The organism is Acetobacteraceae bacterium (genome assembly GCA_004843345.1).
Classification (GTDB): Bacteria; Pseudomonadota; Alphaproteobacteria; order Acetobacterales; family Acetobacteraceae.
Genome location: CP039460.1, coordinates 36,614 through 58,340 on the forward strand (window position 1 = coordinate 36,614; position 21,727 = coordinate 58,340).

Sequence of the window (21,727 nt, forward strand, 5' to 3'; positions counted from 1 at the left end):
AATGTATTTGTATTCACTAACCTCTCAAGAAATCATTAAAGTGTCTGGAGAAGGACGTAAAGATTTTTTACAACCACTTGTCACATGTGACCTTTTACAACTCTCAAATGGATCTGCTTTATATGGTGCGTTTTTAACACCTCAAGGCAAAATTAGAACAACTTTCTTTTTATTTGAAGCCAAAAATGAACTTTTTCTTGAAGTTCCTAAAAGCCAGATAGAGAATATTTTAAAGTATCTTTCGAAGCTTAAATTACGACACAAAGTAAATTTTGCAAAAAGCTCTCTTAAGGCTTTTGCAAGCCCTTCTCTGGAAAAATTATCACCAAAAATAAAATTTTCCTTTAAAGATCCAAGAGCAACAGAACTTGGTTGGAAACTGCTATCCGAGGATTCCCATCTTTCTGTAGCACAAAAGGATGAAGCGAGTTACACTGAATACCTTGCAAAATTCGGAATTTTAAGCGACACGCTCATTTTACAGCATAGAAATACAAATTATCCTTCAGAAATGAATTTAGATTTATTCCATGCAATTGCTTGGAATAAAGGTTGTTATGTTGGGCAAGAAGTAGTTGCACGTTTCCATCATAGAAATCTAACTAAGAAACGAAGCTTTCTTTTAACCTCTTTACAGCAAAAAGAAACTTTACTTACGGAAGATTCAGATCCAACTGATAGAACGCTCTTTACTAAAGAAGGAAAGGTTGCGGGATCTGTAATTTATGAAACATCTTCAACGAGTTTATTGGCCTTTGTTTTAAAAACATGCTGGAATGAAAAAATATTTCAATTAAAGGGCGAATTTTTTGAAAAAAAGAACTGCCTATCTTACCAAAAATTAAAAAACATATTGAAATAGAGGATTTTTATTTTTGTAACACGATCAGAAATGCTAATTGTTTCTGGAGAAATCTTTATCTTAAAGGATACCAAACTTGATTGATCAATCTCTCTCAGGCGCCGCTATTCTCTTCAAGGAAGCGCTTCCAATTTTGTTTTTATTAACGTTGTGGGATTTCTTGGTTGTTATTGGTTTTTTATTTTTCAATTTAGATTGGCTAAATCAATCTAATATACCAATTACTATTCTAGGATCTGTTCTGGTTATCATTGTGGGTATCCGCAATAATGCCGCATACGGTCGCTGGTGGGAAGCAAGAAGCCTTTGGGGAAGCGTTACAAATAACTGCCGAAATTTTGGTCGTGATGTAATGTCTTTCCTAGACGAAGACGTTATGCTGATGAAGCTGATCGCTTTATATCCTAGATTTTTAAAATATGGATTAAGAAAGTTACCTCCTCCTGAGTCTCTTAGAGGAGAACTTCGCACGTTATTGCCTACTGATGGTGACTATATTTCAAACGCTGCAAATCCAGCTGATATGCTCCTTTGCAAAATAGGTATTATTTCTACTCAACTTGCGTACAAGATGCCAAATGTTATTGGAATTTTACCAAACATAGATAGATCTCTTTCCGCGTTAGCTAATGCGCAAGGTGGTTTAGAGAGGATTAGCAAAACACCGCTTCCCGTTCAGTATACTTTTTTACCAACCGTTATTACACGTGTCTTTTGCATTGTTCTCCCCTTAACAGGTGTTCAGGCACTCGGTTGGTGGACGCCCTTAGGATCAAGTCTTATTGGTGTTTTTTTTGAAATGCTTAATCAAAGTGGTATTTCACTACAAAGTCCTTTTAGTAACGGCCCGCACGCCCTTCCTCTCAAACAAATCTGTTACACAATCAAAACGAATATTTATGAAATGAAAGGTAACATTACGTCTTCTTAAAATAATCGTTAGAAAAGATATTTTGAGACTGTTCCTAATTCAAATCTTAAATATCTTTGTGTTTTACCCCTAAAATACCACTGAAGAATTTAATCATATTATTTACTAGAATTAGATGATGATTAATAAAAATTATGATAAGGAATGCTCTATGAATACGAATTTTAAAATCCCTTCCAAGGGTATAGAAACTGAGTCTTTAGCCAGAGAAGCCGCTGAAAATACGCTAAAACAATCTGATCCCAAAGGGAAAACAAAAGATATTTTTCGTGTCGGTGAAGCAATTGTGCATTCTGTCCACGGTGTTGGGCACGTCGATAATATTGGTGAAGAAGAAGTCGCTGGTGTTCAAATTAAAATGATTCAAATTTCCTTTCCTGGAAACCACATGATTTTACGAATTCCATTTTCTAAGGCTGGAGCTTGCGGTCTCAGAAAAATCGCATCTCGTGAAATTGTAGATAAAGCAATCGAGGCAATCGGAGGAAAACCCCAAGTTAGCCGTGGCATGTGGGCACGACGTGCGATTGCTTACCAAGATAAAATTAACTCTGGGGATCTTGTTCAAATTGCAGAAGTTCTACGAGACCTACGTAGAAACGTTGACAGCTTAGATGGTAGTTTTTCAGAGCGTAAACTTTTTGAGGCAGCGCAAGAACGTTTTGTTGCTGAAGTTGCAATTTTAGAAAAAAAGAAACCTGAAAAAGTACGGAAAGAGCTCATTGAAAAAATGAAAAATCTATAAAATCTTTATAGATTTCCTTAAATGTGAAAGTTAGATTCTATGACGTCTTCTTTGAAAAAATTTGAAGGAAAAAAAGTACTTGTAACGGGAGCTTCGCAGGGGATTGGAGAAGCTACAGCCCTTTATTTTGCAGAACACGGTGCCCGTGTTGCGATCAATGGCCGTAACAAAGAAACACTTGAGCTTGTGCTTAATAAGCTTCCAAAGGTTGCTTCTGGCGAACATGTTATTGCTGCTGGGGACTTATCCGACGAGCAGGATGTTCTTAAAGTTGTCAAGGACAGTATTGAATCCCTAGATGGCTTGGATATTTTAATTTGTAATGCTGGCTTTAACGGGAAGTCTCATCCATCTGAAGATTATCCTTTAGCTGATTTCGAAGCTGTCATAAAACTTAATCTTTATGGGGTGGTTATTGCCTGTCAACAAGCTCTAACATATTGGTTAAAGGCAAATCATAAGGGCGTTATTGTTATTAACTCTTCTGTCCATCAGCACATTGCAAAGCCAGGTTTCTTGGCGTATTCGGCATCAAAAGGTGCTATTGGTAATGTTGTTAAAACGCTTGGTCTAGAATACGCTTCTCGTGGCATTCGCGTTAACGCTGTAGCACCAGGAGCTATTGTTACCCCTATCAATGATGCATGGATTCATGATCAGAAAAAAGTGCAAGAAATCTCTGACCACATCCCTTTAGGACGTCCGGGTGTCAGTAAAGAAGTTGCTGATGCTATTGGTTTCCTTTCCGGAGATGAAAGTTCATATATTACAGGCCAAACTCTTTATGTTGATGGTGGACTTACGCTCTATAATGATTTTGCGCAAAACTGGTCATCATAAAACATAAATAACTCTTCCTTCTGCTTTAATGCAGGGGGAAGAGACTTTAAAGCATGGGGATTCAATGGGTATTTTTCAAAATATGTTAAAATTTGGCAAAAACAAAAAAGGAAGTGATTCTACCGTCAGATCTCGATCTGGTGGAAAATTTGTTCGCCCGATTGTGGATCCTGAAAAATTTTTTCATTCATCTCCAGGCTTAAGAGTTAAATCTCCATTTAATCCTATCCGCGCAGTTTGCAAACTCATTTTAGTTCTTATTTGGGGAACTTTATGCTGCCTTCTTCAAGCTGTACTTTGGAAACTTCCTGGGTCGTTGTGTATCCGTTTTCCTAAATTCTTTTGGACCGGTATTTGCAGAATTATGGGAATTCAAGTCCGTCAAATTGGACGTCCGATAGGGAGTGCTAATATTGGGCGATTTAGAGATTCCTCTAAACAATCTGTGCTTTTTGTTGCCAACCATACTTCTTGGTTGGATATTATTGTTACAGGTCAAGGCTTATACACAATTTTCGCAGCTAAAAAAGAAATTAGAAATTGGCCGTTGGTTGGTATTTTGACTTATCTTGGCGGTACAATTTATATTAGCAGAGAAAAACAAGGCACTCAGCAAGAAGTTCGGAAAATGCTGGAAAAATTGAAAGATGGGTACAATATTACTCTCTTTCCCGAAGGAACAACCTCCTCTGGTGTGTCTCTCCGACCTTTCCTATCAACCCTCTTCTCCCTTGCGAAACCAAAGCTTTACGGGAAGGAATTCTCTAAAGAGATGCCAACGCCTTTAATTCAGCCGATTTCCATTGTTTATGATCAGTTGGAAGGTCTTCCTATCGGAAGAAATAGACGCACTGGGGTATTCTCTTGGTTCGGGGATATGGATTTTGCACCGCATCTTTGGGAGATAGCACAATGGAAATCATTGCGTGCGACAATTCTTTTTCATCCTCCATTGGATCCTAATGAATTTGCAAGCCGAAAAGCAATGTCGGTTGCTGCGCATGAAATTATTCGCCATGGAGCAGAAGCTTTAAGGCAAGACCGTCCTTTTTTAGATGAAGATGTTAATAAAATTAAAGCTCTTCATGAAAAGACCTAATCGTCTAGCGCGACCTCTATTATGTTTTTAATTTAAGATATTTTAAATAAATGTTACCCCATTCAAAAAAATCATCATCTCTTTTAAAGCTTCATATCATTACTTGGGGTTGCCAAATGAATGTTTATGACAGCACACGTATGCAACGTGCGTTAAAGCCTTTGGGCTATACAGATACAGACGATATAACAGAAGCAGATATGATTTTGCTTAACACCTGCCATATACGAGAAAAAGCGACAGAAAAACTTTTCTCAAAGCTAGGTCGTTTAAAGCTTTTAAAAGATCAAAGAGCCTTAAAAGGGAAAACAACTTTAATTGCCGTTGCTGGTTGTGTGGCTCAGGCTGAAGGAAAGCATATCTTAGAACGTGCTCCATACGTTGACATTGTTATGGGACCTCAATCTTATCATCGTTTGCCAGAATCTGTAGCTAAAATTAGTCGAGCAGGAGGACGCTCTCTTAACATTGACTTCCCAACGGAGAGTAAATTCGATCACCTTCCAGAGAATCTTCCCCAAAACAAATCAGAAGTTACGGCCTTTCTAACAATTCAGGAAGGATGCGATAAGTTTTGTACTTATTGTGTTGTTCCCTACACACGGGGTTCTGAACAAAGCCGTCCTGTTATACAGGTTCTTGAAGAAGCAAAGCTGCTTGTTAAGAACGGTATCCAAGAAATTACCCTTCTCGGTCAAAATGTTAATAACTATTGTGGCAAAATGAACAATGGTTCGCACGCCGACTTAGCTGAACTTCTGTATAGACTATCAGAAATTCAGGGTCTGAAGCGCTTGCGTTATGCAACTTCTCACCCGAAAGATTTCAGTGAAAACCTTATTCTGGCACATAAAAATAATAAAAAACTAATGCCTTTTCTACATCTTCCGGTTCAATCTGGCTCAAACCGTATTTTAAAAGCGATGAATCGTGGTCACACTGTAGAAGAGTATTTAGAAACGATACACAAGCTACGATCAGCAAATTCAGAAATGGCATTTTCTTCAGATTTTATTGTGGGTTTTCCAGGAGAAACAGAAACTGATTTCAGAAAGACACTTGATTTAGTACATAGCGTTAATTTTGCTGGCGCTTTTAGCTTCAATTATTCACCAAGGCCTGGGACGCCTGCTTCTGAAATAGCGCATTCACTTCCTCAACCGACTCTCGAACAAGCAACCGAGAAATCAGAAAGATTGGCAATTCTTCAAAAACTCTTACGTGATCAGCAAGATAGCTTTAACGCTTCACTTGTCGGAACGACACAAAAAATTCTAGTCACAGGTTTTGGACGTAAGAAAGGGCAAATGCAAGGAAGATCTATCTATCTTCAACCAGTTCATTTTTTAGGCGATGACAGTTTAATTGGGAAAGAAGTTATCGTTCAAATTATTGATCAAGGCACCAACTCATTAGCTGGAACTCTTATTTCTAAGGAAGCATCATGAGCTCTGAGTCCAGAGATCATAAAGTTCTTAAATTTTTAGAGAGTCAGCCCCTTATTCAAATCTTTGGAGAACAGGGGCAAAACATTCCGGAATTTGAAAAATTATCTAATACAGAAATCGCATGGAAAGATAAACAAGTTGCAATCTCTGGTCGCTTCTCTGATATTCAACGAGTGGGAGCTGTTTTAAAAGAACTTTCAGCCTCTCTTCCATTAGAGGGATATCTAAAACTAGAAGATATCCGAAAGCATTTTCTGATGAATACTTTTACTCATACAGCTTTTCTTAAAAAATCTACCTCTCATATTGAGGGGAAGAGTAATTTCTTAGAAATTAATGGTAAAAAGTTATTTTTTAAATCTCCTCGCCAAAAACAATATCTTCATGAAATCCAGAGGAAAGATCTTGTTTTTGGGGTTGGTCCTGCTGGAACAGGAAAGACATATCTTGCTGTCGCAGGGGCGATTCAATCCCTTTTAACGGGGAAAATAGAGCGCATCATTCTCTCTCGTCCTGCCGTTGAAGCTGGTGAAAAATTAGGCTTTTTACCAGGAGACCTTCAAGAGAAAATTTCCCCCTATCTTCGTCCTCTATATGACGCCTTACAATCTCTCTTGCCTAATCACGAATTACAAAAGAGAATCGAATTTGGAGAAATTGAAATTGCTCCCCTTGCCTATATGAGAGGCCGAACTTTAGAAAATTCCTTTGTCATTCTTGACGAAGCTCAGAATACCACCTCAGCGCAAATGAAAATGTTTCTTACCAGACTGGGTAGTGGCACTAAGATGGTGATTACTGGAGACCTTACTCAAGTTGATCTTCCTTCTCATCAGGCATGCGGATTGAGAGAAGCTGTTTCCATCCTTGGAGATATTCCTGATATTGGTCTCTGTCGCTTCTTAGAAGAGGATGTTGTCCGCCACTCTCTTGTTAGAAAAATTATAAGTGCTTATGAAACATATGAACGATCCTAAAATAAAATTTTCATTTTCTGTTGAAGATCAAAGATGGCATCGCCGTATTTCACATCTGAATTCTTTTGTAATTTTTATATGTCGCCCAATTCAAAGATTAGAAAATATATCTCCCAAAACTGAAGAAATTAATGTTCTTTTTTCGAATGCAAGAACGGTTAAAAAATTGAACTATCGGTTTCGCAATAAAAACAAATCAACAAACGTTTTAAGTTTCCCGACACCTTCAGGACTAGGCGGCGATATTATTATATCTTTTGAAGATGTTCTTAGAGAGTCTCAGCAGCAGCAAAAATCTTTTTCCTCTCATATGGCTCATTTGCTTGTTCATGGTACATTACACCTATTCGGCTACGATCATCACCACCCTTCGGAAGCTGCCGATATGGAACGATTGGAAAGTCTTATTTTGAGCTTTTCTAAAATTTCTAATCCTTGGCAAAAAACAAAAATAAAAGTACCTAGTAAGGTTAAGAATGAGTTTTTATGTTCTCTGAACTAAAAAAAATATTTAATATAAAACAAAAAAAAAATGATACTCGAAAGATTATTTTTGATTTTGTCAAAGACCAAAGTTCATTTTCTAAAGAGAACTCCCTGGATCGCCACGAACGTGCATTAATTAGAAATGTATTGGCACAAAAAGACCAAATAGCTGATGATGTCATGGTCCCTAGAGCTGATATTTGCGCCTTATCAGATGCAATTTCTCTTTTAGAGGCTCTCAATGTTATTGGAAAAGAACATCATTCAAGAATGCCAGTGTATCATAATGATTTAGATAATATTGTTGGAATGGTGCATGTTAAGGATTTTATTCAGTACATTAACAGTGAAAAAAAATTTAAAATAAAAGATATTCTTCGCCAACCCCTCTTTATTTCTTCCACCATCCCTGTTTTAGATTTACTCCTCCTGATGAGACAAAAACAAACGCATATGGCGTTGGTCATCGAAGAATATGGTGGAATTGACGGCTTGGTAACCATTGAAGATCTTTTGGAAACCATTGTGGGTGATATTGCAGATGAACATGATGAAAAAGCACCGCCAATGTGGATAGAAAGTGCAGAAAATCAAATTGATTTGGATGCTAGGTTACCTATTCTGTACTTAGAAAATCGGCTAGGAAATATTTTAACATCGGAGGAAAGAGAAGCTGAAATTGAAACGGTAGGGGGTCTTGTTTTTCGTTTAGCAGAACATGTTCCCCATCAAAATGAAATTATTCAACATCCTAGTGGATTGAAATTTAAAGTATTAAATGCAGATACACACCATATTCGTAATTTACGAATGTTTGTACCTGCAGAATGGGAAAATCGCGATATATTTTCTGGGGAATCCTCTTTAAACCTAAAAGATGAAGCTCTTTCTCCCCTTATCTTAGAAAAGGATTAATGCATATAATGTCAAAGCTGTACCAAAAATTATTGTCACTCACCATTCTCTCAGCATCTGTACTTTTGCTACCTTTCCACTCTTATGCAAAAACAGAAATACATTATGATCTTGAGCCTTACTCTGTCGGGAATCCTAAAGCTCCAGTTGTGGTACAAGAGTGGTTCTCTCTTACTTGCACCCATTGTGCTCATTTTGCTTTAAATGAATTTCCAAAAATCCAAAAACAGTTAATTGATTCAGGCAAAATTCGTTATGAGTTTCATGATTTTCCAATGGACAAAATGGGATTAACCGCAGCTATGGTTGCTCATGCCTTGCCACATAACCGTTATCTTCCTTTCATTAATGCTGTCTTCTCTAGGCAAATGACTCTCTTCTTTGGATATGCCCCTTCTGCTAAACAAGAAGATGAAAAAAATGTCGATCATTCGAAATCTCCTATGGAACGCTTACAACAAGAAGCCGCCTTTGCTGGTATTGGAAAGGACGAATTTGATGCAATTGCAAATGATGAAAAAACGCAGCAATTCTTTTTAGAACAAGTTCAAAAAGATACAGATAAATATAATATTGCTGGCACACCTTTCTTCCGCTTCAATAATATTTCTTTCAAAGAAGATCCAAAAACTTACGAAAAATTTGAAGATTTGGTAAAGCAAGCTAGATAATATCTAAAGGATCTATAAGGACTATGACAAAATCTGAAATTATATCTGCGGACAAAAATTCCGCCCTAACGGCAGCGCGTATTTTACTGGAAATCAAAGCTGTTAATTTTAGACCTGATGAACCATACACGCTCACTTCAGGTTGGAAATCTCCTGTTTATATTGATTGCCGTAAAATTATTTTTTATCCAAGAGCACGAGCAGCCTTAATGGAACTGGCCGTTGAAAAGATCTGTCGTCATATTGGGTATGAAAGCCTAGATTTAATTGTTGGGGGGGAAACAGCGGGGATTCCCTTTGCCGCATGGATTGCAGACAAATTAAATCTACCAATGGCTTATGTTCGTAAAAAACCAAAAGGATTTGGAAGAAATGCACAAATCGAAGGTGATCTAAAAGAGAAAATGAAAACGCTTTTAGTTGAAGATCTTACAACAGATGGTGCTTCTAAAATTCATTTTGCTGAAGCCTTAAGGAAAGCTGGAGCAGAATTAGCTTATACTTTCGTTATCTTTTATTATGGTGTTTTTCCTGGTGCATTAGAAACACTGAGGAAATCCAATCTCAACCTTATTGCTTTGACAACATGGCACGAAATTTTAGAAGTGTGCGAAAAAGACTCTTATTTTTCACAAGAAGATCGTGAAGAAGTTCAAAAATTCTTAAAAAACCCATGTGAATGGTCTGAAAAACATGGTGGCATCACTAAATCTTCTGGTCCAACCCTTTCATAAAGATAATATCTTGAAACAAGTAGCGCCTTCATCTCTTTTAAGAACAACCAAAGCTCCAAAAATCATTATTTTTGATTCTGGTATAGGTGGACTTGGTACTTTTAAGGCATTAGAAGAAATGAAGGTAAGTTACACACTTGATTACATAGCTGATACTGGTTTTTTCCCATATGGAGAAAAATTAGACAATATTCTGAAACAACGCATTCTTTCAGTTATCTCTAAAGCAGTAACATCTCTCTCTCCAGACATGGTTATCATTGCTTGTAATACTGCCAGTACTCTTGCCTTACCTATTTTAAGAAAACATTTTCCTGAGCTCCCAATTCTAGGATGTGTTCCTCCAATAAAATGGGCGGCGGAGCTATCCCAAACACGGTCTTTAGGCTTACTCTCCACTTCAGCAACAGCTCGCCGATCGTATGTTGATAATCTACAGAAACGATTTGCCCCTGAATGTACTATTTATCGCCATGGGAGCGCCTGGCTGGCTAAAGAAGCTGAAAAAATTTTTAATGGTCTTCAGCCTTCTAAAGACATACTCATCAACGAAATTAATGCTCTATTTTTATCTTCTTCACATAAAGTACGACCTATTGACTGTGTTGCTTTAGGTTGTACCCATTATAGTTTTCTATTGCCTTGGCTAAAAAAATACAGCCCTAAAAATGTCCAGTGGTTAGATCCTCAACCTGCCGTTGCTCGACATGCGGTCAATTTAATAGAAGAGCATTTCCATAAAGAAAGCCTAATTTTTAAGAAAGAGACACCAACTTTTTTTTATACTGGAGAAAAAATAAGAGAAGAATCTCCATTAACGAAAAGTCTAGAAAATTTTGGATTTAAAAAAATAGAAAGTTTTTCGATCCCTTAACGGTTTCGCCGCCCTGCATAGTAAGCCACGCGTTCAAGTAGGGTTTTCAACTCACTTTCAGGGAAGACTGTAAGGGCTTGGTTCGCTTTTTGAGAATATTCTTCAGCTTTCTTAAAAGTTTTCTCAATCCCATTTCGCAAAGCAACAATTTCCATCGCTTTTTTTAAATCATTTTCCTGAATGTTTTTATCTTCGATAACTCTCTCCCAAAATTCTTTTTCTTCAGGCGTACCTGAATGAAAGGCATATAATAATGGAAGTGTAATTTTCCCTTCTCGAAGATCGTCACCAACAGTCTTGCCCAAAAGTTGTTGATCCGCAGCATAATCCAAAGCATCATCGGCTAGTTGAAAGGCCATCCCCAAATTTGCCCCATAATCATACAATGCATCTTCTTGTTCTTGACTTGATCCAGCAATAACAGCTCCAACTTGACAGGCTGCCGAAAATAAAGCCGCAGTTTTCCCCTGAATAATCTTTAAGTAAACGTCTAAAGAAGTAGAAAGTATATTCTGCACACTCATTTGAAGAACTTCCCCTTCTGCAAGTGTAGCTGAAGCCCCTGACAAAATAGAAAGAACTTTAATTGAACCATCTAAAGTCATTAGCTGAAAGGCTCGAGCAAAAAGAAAATCCCCAACTAAAACAGACGCTTGATTACCAAATAAAGCATTAGCAGACGCAGAACCACGTCTTAGCATACTCTCATCAATAACATCGTCATGAAGCAAAGTTGCTGTGTGAATAAATTCAACACACGTAGCAAGCCGCACATCACGGCGTTCATTCTCAGGACGGTAATTACAAAGCCGCGCAGCTGCCAAAAGTAGCAAAGGACGAAAGCGCTTGCCACCAGCCGCAATTAGATACAACCCTAATTGATCCACGAGTTCAACGCTACTCTTGAGCTTACTCTGTATTTCCTTATTACAAGCCTCCATCTCATCTTCGAAAAAATGAAGGAGATCTTTTAAAGGACGATCTTCTGATTCATCATTTGATTGAGAGAGTCCATTAGATTCAATAGAAGAATTTGTCACAGAAGATCATCTTTTTTAAAAGTTACCATATAATTATAAAAAAATATAAGCGTTCAGAACTATATCTTTAAACCTTAATTTGAAAATATATCAATTTCGAAGGCTTCCTCCCAGCTTCCCTGAGTAGAAGCTCTTGAATACTCAGTAGCCCTATTTTCAAAAAAATTAGCATGTTCCACAGCATTCAACATATCATCAATCCACGGAAGAGGATTTTCTTCAATGCCAAAATGGGAATCCATGCCCATTTGTGTCAAACGTCTGTCCGCAATAAAGCGAATGTAGGTTTTTACCTGTTCTGCATCAAGTCCTTCAACAGCACCCATTTCAAATGCTAAATCAATAAATGCATCCTCATGAGAGACGGTTGTGCAGCAAATATCTAGGATACCCTTCTGTAAATCTTCTGTCCAAAGCTCTGGATTTTCTCTAATAAAAGTTCTAAAAAGACGGATCATGGAAAGGCAATGCAATGTTTCATCACGCACAGACCAAGTAATAATCTGCCCCATTCCTTTCATTTTATTAAAGCGTGGAAAATTCAACAAAATTGCAAATGACGCAAAAAGCTGCAGTCCCTCCATAAATGCACCAAAAGCAACCATAGTTTTAGCAACATCTAATTTTGTCTTTACATTGAAAGATTGCATGTAATCATACTTATCTTTCATCTGTTTATATTTTAAAAAGGCGGCATATTCAGCTTCGGGGATACCAATTGTATCTAACAAATGTGAATATGCTGCAATATGAATAGTCTCAATATTGGAAAAAGCCGACAACATCATCAAAACTTCTGTTGGCTTAAAAACTTGAGGATAATATTTCATATAGGCAGAATTTACTTCAACGTCACTCTGCGTAAAAAAACGTAAAATCTGTGTTAAAAGATTTCGTTCTTGGTCTGTAAGTGTTCTATGCCAATCCTTAACATCTTCTGCCAAAGAGACTTCCTCTGGAAGCCAGTGAACACGCTGTTGAGTCAACCAAGCGTCATACGCCCATGGATAACGAAAAGGTTTATAAATTGGATTACCAACCATTAAACCTGTAAGTTTTTCATTCGTAATATCTTCTTGGGGGTTCTGCAAAATATCTTCAACCATCATTTTCACCCTTTATTTACTGACAAGACAAACATTCCTCGTAGCGTGGCGTCTCGGAAGTAGATGCTGTCCGCGCGGCGTCAAGGTGCTTTCCTTCGTCTTGCATAATATCATATTTCGTTGCTGCATTCGACACAGCATCTGCACGCTGTATCGAAAGGGAACGACAATAATAAAGTGACTTTAATCCTTTTTTCCACGCTTCAAAATGAATACGATTCAAATCTCGCTTATGAATATCTGCAGGCAAAAATAAATTCACAGATTGAGACTGGCAAACAAATGGCGCCCTGTCCGCTGCATGTTCAACAATCCAACGCTGATCTAACTCAAAGGCAGTTTTAAAGACATCCTTCTCTTCCTCCGTGAGAAAGTCAAGATGCTGAACTGAGCCTCGATTCAAAGTAATTGAGGACCAAATCTCATCTGTATCCATCCCTTTTGCTTCAAGTAAAATTTTAAGATGACGATTTTTAACTGTAAAAGACCCAGACAATGTTTTTTGCAAAAAAACATTTGCACTAATAGGATCAATTCCTGGACTAGCCCCACCCGTGATAATTGAAATAGAGGCTGTGGGCGCTATTGCCATTTTATGCGAAAAACGTTCTTCAACCCCATAATCTTTTGCATCTGGGCAAGCACCTTTTTCTTTGGCTAATTCTTTAGATGCTAAGTCAGCTTGCTCTCTAAGATATGAAAAAATTTTCTTATTCCAAACCTTAGCCATGACACTGCCAAAGGGAACATTTTTTTCCTGTAAAAAGGAATGAAACCCCATTACCCCCATACCAACTGATCTTTCACACGCAGCCGCATAAGCTGCATTTTTCATCTCAGGGGGAGAATTATCAATAAAATCTTGCAGTACATTATCTAAAAAACGAAAAATATCATTAATGAATAAAGAATTATCCTTCCATTCATCCCAATATTCTAGATTCACAGAAGAGAGACAACAAACTGCTGTTCTTACTTTACCGTGATGATCTATACCTGTTGGCAAAGTAATTTCAGCACATAGATTGGATGTTTTAACTTCTAACCCAGCCAAGCGATGATGTTCTGGCTGAAAACGGCTGACCGTATCTGAAAAAACAATATACGGCTCCCCTTGCTCCATCCGAGCGCTTAATAAACGTATCCATAGTCCCCTCGCAGATACTTTACGAATAACACTTTTATCCTTTGGAGACAGAAGAGGCCATTCCTCATCCGCCTGAACGGCTCGCATAAAATCATCCGTAACCAAAACACCATGGTGCAAATTAAGAGCTTTTCGATGCGGATCCCCGCCTGTCGGGCGGCGTATTTCCATGAACTCTTCAATTTCCGGATGCCAAATTGGCAAATAAACAGCAGCTGATCCGCGCCTTAAACTTCCTTGACTAATCGCAAGTGTCAAGCTCTCCATCACACGAATAAAAGGAATAACTCCAGAAGTTTTTCCATTTCGTCCGATAGCTTCGCCGATAGAGCGAACATTCCCCCAATAAGAGCCGATCCCCCCTCCCTTTGCGGCGAGCCAAACATTCTCATTCCAAAGATCAACAATACCATGTAGACTGTCTTCTGTTTCGTTTAAAAAACAAGAAATAGGCAAACCTCTCTTCGTTCCACCGTTTGAAAGGATAGGGGTTGCTGGCATAAACCAATGCGAAGACATGTAATCATACAGTCTTTGAGCATGCTGCTGATCATCTCCATAACGAGACGCCACACGGGCAAAGAGTCCCTGGTAAGTTTCACCGTCTAAAAGATAGCGGTCATCAAGAGTTGCTTTACCAAAAGTTGTCAGCAAAACATCTTTAGAAGGATCAATTCTAACCGCAGGTCGCCCAGGCAACTGAACCGTGACATCAAATAAGTCCGCATTCACTGCTTCAGAAGAAGCGTAAACAGCATCTCTTCTGTTACCTAGGCTCATTATTTAACCTTATTCAATATTAGTATTTTAAATTTAAAAATTCTCAAAGTTTAGCTTGCAGAATCTAATGAAATATCAGGAGCTTTTGGATTTTTCATGCCGACAATGTGGTATCCGCAATCAACGTGATGCGTCTCCCCCGTTACACCAGCAGACAAATCAGAAAGAAGATACAATCCCGCACCACCAACATCCTTCAGCGTTGTATTTCTCTCCATAGGCGCATTCGTCTGATTCCAACGCAGGATATATCTAAAATCACCGATTCCACTAGCGGCCAATGTTTTAATTGGTCCCGCAGAAAGACCGTTAACACGAATACCTTTTCCACCAACATCAGTAGCCAAATAACGAACTGAAGCTTCTAAGGCAGCCTTTGCGACCCCCATAACGTTATAATGCGGCATAACCCGTTCCGAACCAAGGTAGGTCAAAGTTAACAACGAGCCACCCTCTTGCATCAACGGCTCCGCTTCACGAGCAACAGCAACAAAGGAATAACAAGAAATATCAAGCGCTTGTAAAAAAGCTTCTCTTGGAGTGTCTAGGTACTGACCACGCAAATATTTTTTATCAGCCCAACCAATTGCATGCACGACGAAATCAATCTTGCCCCATTTTTGAGCAATCTTAGAAAACGCCTCTTTAATATCATCATCCTTACTCACATCGCAAGGAATAACAAACTCAGACCCAACACTTTCTGCAAGCGGACGAACCCGCTTTTCTAGAGCTTCACCCTGATACGTAAAAGCCAATTCTGCCCCTTGCTCTGCACAAGACTTAGCAATTGCCCAAGCGATAGAGTGGTTGTTTGCAACCCCCATAATTACGCCCCGCTTTCCCGACATCAAAGCGCCTGCAGGGAAGAAATTGTTTTGACCATCCGTTTCGGACATGGAGTTTTTCCTTAAAATACCAAAAAGTGAAATGAGAGAAATTAGAGTTCAGCTCCAAAAAAAACTCAATAGATTCTGATCAATCAGATAAACAAAATTTTTAGTTTTCATGTAAATAAAATGACTATACCCGAAATAAGATTTTTTCTAGTCTTTACAAAAAAGAATTCTTTACGTCATCCTTCATTTTATCGGAGAGTCTAATTTCCTATGCCTTCTCATATCTCGGAAATCCCTACGCCCTTTTCTAATTTTGAAAGTTGGATGAGGGAGGCAGAAAGCGCTGGTGAAAAATCACCAGAAGCCATGACTGTTGCAACTGCAACACGAAATGGGCGTCCTTCCGCAAGAATACTTCTTTTAAAACATTTTGACCAAAATGGTTTTGTTTTTTATACAAATTCGAATAGCAGAAAAGGATCTGATCTTGAAGAAAACCCTTTTGCAGCCCTTCTTTTCTTTTGGAAAACACTCGACAAACAAGTTCGGATAGAAGGCAAAATATCCCGTATTTCTGCAGAAGAAGCCGATGCTTATTTTAAAACACGACCACGACTTTCAAAAATTGGAGCGCATATTTCCCAACAATCAACTGTTCTCGAATCAAGAAAATTTTTAGAAGAACAGCTTAATCAACAAAAGAAATTATTCGAAGCGCAAGAGGACATTCCTCGTCCTGATTATTGGAACGGTTACCGTTTAGAACCAATTCTTTTTGAATTTTGGGAGGCAAGACCTTTTCGCCTGCATAATCGTGTTCAATGGCTTAAGACAAATGATTTATCAGCTCAATGGAAAAAAGAGCTTCTATACCCATAAACAGATTGCAAACTATTTTGAAAAAAAGAATATTTCAGACATGGTTTTTATTACAAGAATTATTAAAAAAACCTTTTAAATTTTGGCTGTACTACAGAGTTTTTTTTCAAAAAAAAGAAGAGAAAGAGCATCTTTCTGAAAGGTGGGGTGCTTCTCTTTATAATCGTTGCATATTCAAAGAGAAAACCTTTCCCATAATATGGTTTCATGCCGCAAGTGTAGGAGAAACCGCCTCCTTGCTTGAGCTCATAAAATCTCTTTCCGAGAGCAAAAATTACAATATTCTTCTTACAACAGTGACATATTCTGCAAAACAACTCACTAAACAATATCTCGTCAAAAATCCTCATCTATCCTTATTCCATCAATACGCTCCCCTAGATGTTCCTTCATGGATTCATCGTTTTCTAGATAATTGGAAGCCGTCTGCTGCCATTTTTGTTGAAAGCGAGTTATGGCCTGTACGCTTAAAAATTTGTAAGAACCGTAAAATCCCTGTTATGCTCGTTGGAGCACGCCTTTCTCCAAAAAGTGCAAAATACTGGAACTATTTTCCATTTTTGCTTAAAATTATTCTAGATTGCTTTACTTGGATTTCCCCTCAAAACGAAAAAACACTCGAACTGCTTCAGCATTTCAACCCAAACGTTTCTTTTCTTCCCATAATAGATTTAAAATCTTTTAAACCAAGACTCTCTGTTGATCATAACCTCCTTCTTTTTCTAAAAGAGAACTTTGCGCACAAAAAAATTTTTATTGCGGTATCCACTCATCCTTATGAAGAAAAATTTTTCTATAATGCTAAAAAAAAGCTAAAAAAAACAGAAGAATGGCTTTTTATTATTGCCCCTCGTCACCCAGAAAGAGCTAAAGAGATTTCTGCCCAACTCAGGAATGCGCCTCTTAAAAGCCAACAAGAATATCCTAAAAATTCAGACGCCTTTTGGATCATTGATACGATTGGAGAATTAGGTACTTTTCTTGCTTCGTCAGATTGCGCTTTTATTGGTGGATCCCTTTACAGAAAAGGTGACGGACATAACCCTTATGAAGCACTCCAATTTAACTTAAAAATAGCAACAGGACCTTGGAAATCTAATTGGCAAGAAGTTTATTTAAAACTTGCCGACAAAGTAACAACGATTCATTCAGAAGAGGAATTCTTAAGGTGGATTGAAACACCCCTTTCACATTTAGAAAATTTTCCGTACGAATCTCAAAAAATGAATAAAATCATTAATCTTGCTAATATCATCCATAAAACAATTTTAGCGGTAAAATGAAGCCACCTTCTTTTTGGTATGATCCTACCCCTCACCCCCTGACTAAGCTGCTAAAACCGTTTTCTAAATGCTTTTCTTCAGCAGCATCATTTCGTCCTTTACTTTCTAAGATAAAAGAAGTGCCAATTCCTGTCATTTGCTGTGGAAATCTTACTATTGGAGGATCTGGAAAAACTCCCATCTCTATGGATCTCGCAAAATCTTTAATTTCAAAAAATTTTCGACCTCATTTTTTAACGCGTGGCTATGGACGTCGAAAACATTATTCTTCAACGCCTATTTTAACATTATCTCCCCAAGATCATCCCATCGAAAATTGGAAATTATTCGGTGACGAACCATGCTTGCTCAGTAAAATTTCTCCTTGTTGGATTGATTCAAATCGCAAAAAATGTGCAAAATATGCCTATCAAAATGGCGCTAATATTTTAATTCTAGATGATGGTTTCCAATATCCTTTTTTAAAAAAAGATTTAAACCTGCTCTTATTTAATGGAGAGTATGGCATTGGAAATGGATTCAGCTTACCAGCAGGTCCTCTAAGAGAGGACCTTACAGTGGCTGCCAAACGTACTGATTTTGCAATTATTGTTGGAGAAGACAAGTGCAATTTATCTGCTGAGCTAAAACGCCATGAAATAACTCCCATCCATGTAGAATTTAATATCCACTCTGAAATTTTACGGAAATTCTCGCATCAAAAGGTCTATGCTTTCGCAGGAATAGCCTTCCCTGAGTGCTTTTTTAAAATGTTGCGCCAACATGGCTTAAAGCTTTTTAAAACATTTTCGTTTTCCGATCATCACATCTATACCCCTGAAGAAATTTCAAAATTTTTTGAAATTTCAAAAAAAATTCCTCTTCTAACAACAGCAAAAGATGCTGTAAAATTCCCAAGAGAAGTACGAAATAATTTTCATATTATTGAAATTAATGTGAAATGGAGCTCTTTAAATGAAAAAGAAAAACTCCTTCAGTCTTGTCTAAAAAATTATAATGAAAGGATGAAAAAAAATTATAATGCGTAAAAAATGTTTGTTTTTTTTTCAAAGTTTTTTATTGCAAATAATTTTTTATTTTCTTCGTTTTTGTTCTCCTAATCTTTCTGCCCTTTGGATTGGAAAATTATTCTCTGTAAGTGGAAACTTTGTTCCAGCAAATAAAATTCTGCAACGTAATTTAAAAATTGCCTTTCCTCAAAAAAGCAGGAACTTCTATCAAAATATTCAAAAAAAAAGTTGGGAAAATTTAGGAAGAAATTTTGGAGAAATGCCTCATTTGGCAAAATTTCAAAAAGAAACCAAAATTTTCGGATTACAAAATCTACAAGCAGCGAAAAAGCAGAACCGTCCAATTATTTTTATTTCTGCCCATTTCGGAAATTGGGAACTCCTGCCTGCTCTCCTCTCTCAAGAGGGCGTAACATTTTCTCCTGTTTTCCGAGTCCTTAATAATCCTTATTTAAATCAATTTCTATTAAAAATAAGAAAACAATCCCTCCCTAAAGAAACGCCTATTTTTAGTAAGGGGCCAAAAGATATTCGTAAAATTATATCTCACTTAAAATCCGGAAAACATCTAGGAATGCTGATCGATCAAAAAATGAATGATGGTATTCAACTTCGTTTTTTTCATCAGCCTGCAATGACTTCCAGCGCAACAGTAACACTAGCGCTTAAAACCAATGCAATTATTGTAAGCGGACGTATGATGCGTACTAAAGCTCAAAAACCTATTTTAATAATAGACAAGCCTATTGATGTCCTTTCCTTTATTCCAAGAAAAGCAACACCGCCTGATATAAAAAATCTTTCCCAACTCTTTAACGATAAAATAGAAAATTGGATCAATCAAAGGCCATCTCTCTGGCTCTGGCTACACCGCAGATGGGATAAATCTTACTACTGATTTATCCCATTACAAAAAAGTTTATGGAAGCCGTTCGGAATTATCCGTAGGTACAGGATTTGTAGTTGGATTAGAATCCACTATCTTTGCGCCTCCACTTGGCAAGATTTGATATAAAACGAGGTCTCTCTCCATACGCCCATTCTCTTTAAAAGAGAAATTTCCATCTATACCCTGAAAGCCATTTGGCCTCTGCAAAGTTTTTGCAGATAACGCATCTCCTGCTTGTAATTCCTTAGAAACTGAAGCCAAGTCATAAGCAATATCTGTAATCATTAACGGTGTTTGATGATATTTTGCCTCATACTTCTTAACATATTCTGCCCTATTTCTATCATCAAGAGCTGCATACCAAGCTCCTTGTATCTCTGCCAATTTAGCATCAAAAGCACGCCATAAAGCAGGTCCCATAATCTGAACATTAGAAGGTTGGATATCACTATCTGGAAGATAATGAATGATATTCCGTAAATTTACACCTGTATCAGCCAATAATAATGCTTGGAAAGGAGGTGGAGCTAAAAGCGCTTGATCCGATGTTTCCTTTGCTTTCTCAAATGCTTCATGCCTCTCTTGCGTTTTTGCTAGCAGTTGTAAATTTTGGGCAATTTGTTCTGCACTGCCATCATGATAAACAATTTGTGGTGCTGGGAGGTTATTTTCTTGGCACAACTCACTTAAAGCTTCGCCAAAAGATTTTCCAAAATCATTCATCGGGAGAAAAGCCGCAACATCTGTTTTGCCCTCTGCCTTTAACGCACTGACGAGGCGAGAAACTTGTTGCCTTGCCGTAAGGCCAGAAACCCAAAGATTTTGTTTCTCTTCTCTTGTATCACTCGTAAAACTAATTTCTGGAATACCAGCTAATAAAAGTTTTTCAGATGCTGCCCTCGTCTCTTCTGCCGTTATTGGTCCAAGAACAACAGAAGCTTTATCCGCAATAGCGCTCTCTGCTGCAGCTTGAGGAGATAAAGCGCTGGTATCAAAAACTCGCACCTTAGGCGGAGGTGTTGTTGAATTCGTATCTTCAAAAGCAAGCATTGCTGCATCTTTTAGTTGCAATGCAACCGCAGAATGATTACCTGAAAGCGGTAAGAATAAAGCTATTTCTTGATTTCCATGAGTGCTCTTATCAAATGGTGAATGTACTTTATTGGCAAAACATCCACTAAGTAATAAGCAACTTCCTACTATACAAAATTTCTTACTTATATGTGAAATAACAATTCTCTTTATTAAAGGTTCATTTTTCTTCATGGATTCTCCTAAAATAGCACAACGCTCTAAATCTCAAATAAATAGCACTGGAGGACTATATCTTGTCGCTACACCTATTGGAAATTTAGAAGATATTACTTTTAGAGCTCTCAATCAGCTCAAAAATTCCGATGCCATTTTATGCGAAGACACTCGTATTACAAAACGACTTTTATCCAAGTATAATATTCATACGAACTTAGTTGCTTTTCATGACCATAATGAGCAACAGATCCTCCCTTCATTAATAGCCCAAATGAAAGAAGGAAAGATTTTTTCTCTTGTCTCTGATGCTGGGACACCTGTTTTTTCAGATCCTGGATATATCCTCATCCGTTCCGCACGAGAAGCTGAAATTCCTATTACAGCGCTCCCTGGCTGCAATGCCGCTGTTACCGCTCTTGTTCTTTCAGGACTTCCGCCTGCTCCATTTACTTTTATGGGATTTCCTCCAAGAAAACAGGGAGAAAGATTACACTCATTTCAAATTATTTCTTCTGCTGAACAAAATGACTTCTCTTCCACCATCGCATGGTATGAATCTCCCAACAGAGTTTTATCTACATTAGAAGATCTCATTCGTGTTTTTGGAGAAGACCGCCAAGCATCCGCAGCAAGAGAACTCACCAAATATTACGAAGATGTCCAAGTAGGAACATTATTAGAAATTAAAAACCATTTCGAGAACTCCTCCCCACGTGGTGAATTTGTTCTTCTCATTGGGCCTAATGATAAAAAGCTATCGACAGAAAATTTGGAGCAGATCATCGAAGAAAATCTCAGAAACGCTCTTGAAAATCATTCTTTCAAAGATGCTGTTACGCTCGTTTCCGGTACACTAAATCTTCCAAAAAAACACATCTACAGCAAAGCTTTAGAAATGAAACATAAATCTTTTAAATGATA

22 protein-coding genes are annotated in these 21,727 nt (G+C 37.7%); 17 read left to right on the forward strand and 5 right to left on the reverse strand.

Annotation, left to right across the window (positions count from 1 at the left end; genetic code table 11):
* The first annotated feature begins 1 nt into the window (after window position 1).
* The 12 genes from FAI40_00150 to murI all read left to right on the forward strand — a co-directional run bounded on the left by FAI40_00150 (window position 2) and on the right by murI (window position 10,582).
* Window positions 2-862 carry a folate-binding protein YgfZ gene (locus FAI40_00150; protein ID QCE33880.1) on the forward strand — a complete coding sequence of 287 codons (861 nt, stop codon included), beginning with the start codon at window positions 2-4 and terminating at the stop codon, window positions 860-862.
* Between the two features lie 106 nt (window positions 863-968).
* Complete coding sequence (locus FAI40_00155) at window positions 969-1,793, forward strand: hypothetical protein (protein QCE35694.1); 825 nt, start codon at window positions 969-971, stop codon at window positions 1,791-1,793.
* 151 nt (window positions 1,794-1,944) lie between these two features.
* Window positions 1,945-2,538 carry a CarD family transcriptional regulator gene (locus tag FAI40_00160; GenBank protein QCE33881.1) on the forward strand — a complete coding sequence of 198 codons (594 nt, stop codon included), beginning with the start codon at window positions 1,945-1,947 and terminating at the stop codon, window positions 2,536-2,538.
* Between the two features lie 39 nt (window positions 2,539-2,577).
* Window positions 2,578-3,378, forward strand: coding sequence for a glucose 1-dehydrogenase (locus FAI40_00165; protein ID QCE33882.1), 801 nt, complete (start codon window positions 2,578-2,580; stop codon window positions 3,376-3,378).
* Window positions 3,379-3,406: 28 nt separating this feature from the next.
* Window positions 3,407-4,477 (forward strand): 1-acyl-sn-glycerol-3-phosphate acyltransferase, encoded by a 1,071-nt coding sequence (locus FAI40_00170; protein ID QCE33883.1) that lies wholly within the window; start codon window positions 3,407-3,409, stop codon window positions 4,475-4,477.
* Between the two features lie 50 nt (window positions 4,478-4,527).
* Window positions 4,528-5,925: a tRNA (N6-isopentenyl adenosine(37)-C2)-methylthiotransferase MiaB gene (miaB, locus tag FAI40_00175; protein ID QCE33884.1), complete on the forward strand. Its 1,398-nt coding sequence runs from the start codon at window positions 4,528-4,530 to the stop codon at window positions 5,923-5,925.
* 257 nt (window positions 5,926-6,182) lie between these two features.
* Window positions 6,183-6,902, forward strand: coding sequence for a phosphate starvation-inducible protein PhoH (phoH, locus tag FAI40_00180; GenBank protein ID QCE35695.1), 720 nt, complete (start codon window positions 6,183-6,185; stop codon window positions 6,900-6,902).
* Window positions 6,874-7,404: an rRNA maturation RNase YbeY gene (gene ybeY / locus FAI40_00185; protein ID QCE33885.1), complete on the forward strand. Its 531-nt coding sequence runs from the start codon at window positions 6,874-6,876 to the stop codon at window positions 7,402-7,404. Before phoH ends, ybeY begins: the two co-directional genes overlap by 29 nt.
* Window positions 7,389-8,303, forward strand: coding sequence for an HlyC/CorC family transporter (locus FAI40_00190; protein ID QCE33886.1), 915 nt, complete (start codon window positions 7,389-7,391; stop codon window positions 8,301-8,303). Before ybeY ends, FAI40_00190 begins: the two co-directional genes overlap by 16 nt.
* Window positions 8,303-8,974: a thiol:disulfide interchange protein gene (locus FAI40_00195; protein QCE33887.1), complete on the forward strand. Its 672-nt coding sequence runs from the start codon at window positions 8,303-8,305 to the stop codon at window positions 8,972-8,974. Before FAI40_00190 ends, FAI40_00195 begins: the two co-directional genes overlap by 1 nt.
* 23 nt (window positions 8,975-8,997) lie before the next feature.
* On the forward strand, window positions 8,998-9,708 hold the full coding sequence (locus FAI40_00200; GenBank protein QCE33888.1) for an orotate phosphoribosyltransferase: 711 nt from the start codon (window positions 8,998-9,000) through the stop codon (window positions 9,706-9,708).
* Complete coding sequence (murI, locus tag FAI40_00205; protein QCE33889.1) at window positions 9,650-10,582, forward strand: glutamate racemase; 933 nt, start codon at window positions 9,650-9,652, stop codon at window positions 10,580-10,582. Before FAI40_00200 ends, murI begins: the two co-directional genes overlap by 59 nt.
* Here murI and FAI40_00210 read toward each other — a convergent pair.
* From FAI40_00210 to FAI40_00225, 4 genes are all read right to left on the reverse strand, one after another.
* Entirely contained in the window at window positions 10,579-11,523 is a 945-nt protein-coding gene (locus FAI40_00210) for a polyprenyl synthetase family protein (GenBank protein ID QCE35696.1), read from the reverse strand. The two genes, murI and FAI40_00210, sit on opposite strands and share 4 nt — an antisense overlap.
* Before the next feature lie 173 nt (window positions 11,524-11,696).
* Window positions 11,697-12,728, reverse strand: a complete 1,032-nt coding sequence (locus FAI40_00215) for a ribonucleotide-diphosphate reductase subunit beta (GenBank protein QCE35697.1) — start codon at window positions 12,726-12,728, stop codon at window positions 11,697-11,699.
* A gap of 16 nt (window positions 12,729-12,744) precedes the next feature.
* The gene (locus tag FAI40_00220) at window positions 12,745-14,655 is read right to left on the reverse strand and encodes a ribonucleoside-diphosphate reductase subunit alpha (GenBank protein QCE33890.1); all 1,911 of its coding nucleotides are present in this window, start codon (window positions 14,653-14,655) and stop codon (window positions 12,745-12,747) included.
* 50 nt (window positions 14,656-14,705) lie between these two features.
* Window positions 14,706-15,554 carry an SDR family oxidoreductase gene (locus FAI40_00225; protein ID QCE33891.1) on the reverse strand — a complete coding sequence of 283 codons (849 nt, stop codon included), beginning with the start codon at window positions 15,552-15,554 and terminating at the stop codon, window positions 14,706-14,708.
* Window positions 15,555-15,764: 210 nt separating this feature from the next.
* Here FAI40_00225 and pdxH point away from each other — a divergent pair, with 210 nt between their 5' ends.
* Genes pdxH through FAI40_00245 form a run of 4 tightly spaced genes read left to right on the forward strand, consistent with a single transcriptional unit; the run spans window position 15,765 to window position 19,564 of the window.
* Window positions 15,765-16,373, forward strand: a complete 609-nt coding sequence (pdxH, locus tag FAI40_00230; protein ID QCE33892.1) for a pyridoxamine 5'-phosphate oxidase — start codon at window positions 15,765-15,767, stop codon at window positions 16,371-16,373.
* Window positions 16,346-17,656: a hypothetical protein gene (locus tag FAI40_00235; GenBank protein ID QCE33893.1), complete on the forward strand. Its 1,311-nt coding sequence runs from the start codon at window positions 16,346-16,348 to the stop codon at window positions 17,654-17,656. The genes pdxH and FAI40_00235 overlap by 28 nt, the downstream gene beginning before the upstream one ends.
* Window positions 17,653-18,684, forward strand: a complete 1,032-nt coding sequence (lpxK, locus tag FAI40_00240) for a tetraacyldisaccharide 4'-kinase (protein ID QCE33894.1) — start codon at window positions 17,653-17,655, stop codon at window positions 18,682-18,684. The genes FAI40_00235 and lpxK overlap by 4 nt, the downstream gene beginning before the upstream one ends.
* The gene (locus FAI40_00245; GenBank protein ID QCE33895.1) at window positions 18,677-19,564 is read left to right on the forward strand and encodes a hypothetical protein; all 888 of its coding nucleotides are present in this window, start codon (window positions 18,677-18,679) and stop codon (window positions 19,562-19,564) included. The genes lpxK and FAI40_00245 overlap by 8 nt, the downstream gene beginning before the upstream one ends.
* A gap of 21 nt (window positions 19,565-19,585) precedes the next feature.
* On the opposite strand, the gene FAI40_00250 is transcribed toward FAI40_00245, so the two are convergent.
* Window positions 19,586-20,821, reverse strand: a complete 1,236-nt coding sequence (locus tag FAI40_00250; protein ID QCE33896.1) for a penicillin-binding protein activator — start codon at window positions 20,819-20,821, stop codon at window positions 19,586-19,588.
* Between FAI40_00250 and rsmI the strand changes: the two genes are divergently transcribed.
* A complete protein-coding gene (gene rsmI, locus FAI40_00255; GenBank protein QCE33897.1) occupies window positions 20,820-21,725 on the forward strand; it encodes a 16S rRNA (cytidine(1402)-2'-O)-methyltransferase in 906 nt (301 codons plus the stop codon). The two genes, FAI40_00250 and rsmI, sit on opposite strands and share 2 nt — an antisense overlap.
* The last annotated feature ends 2 nt before the right edge of the window (window positions 21,726-21,727 follow it).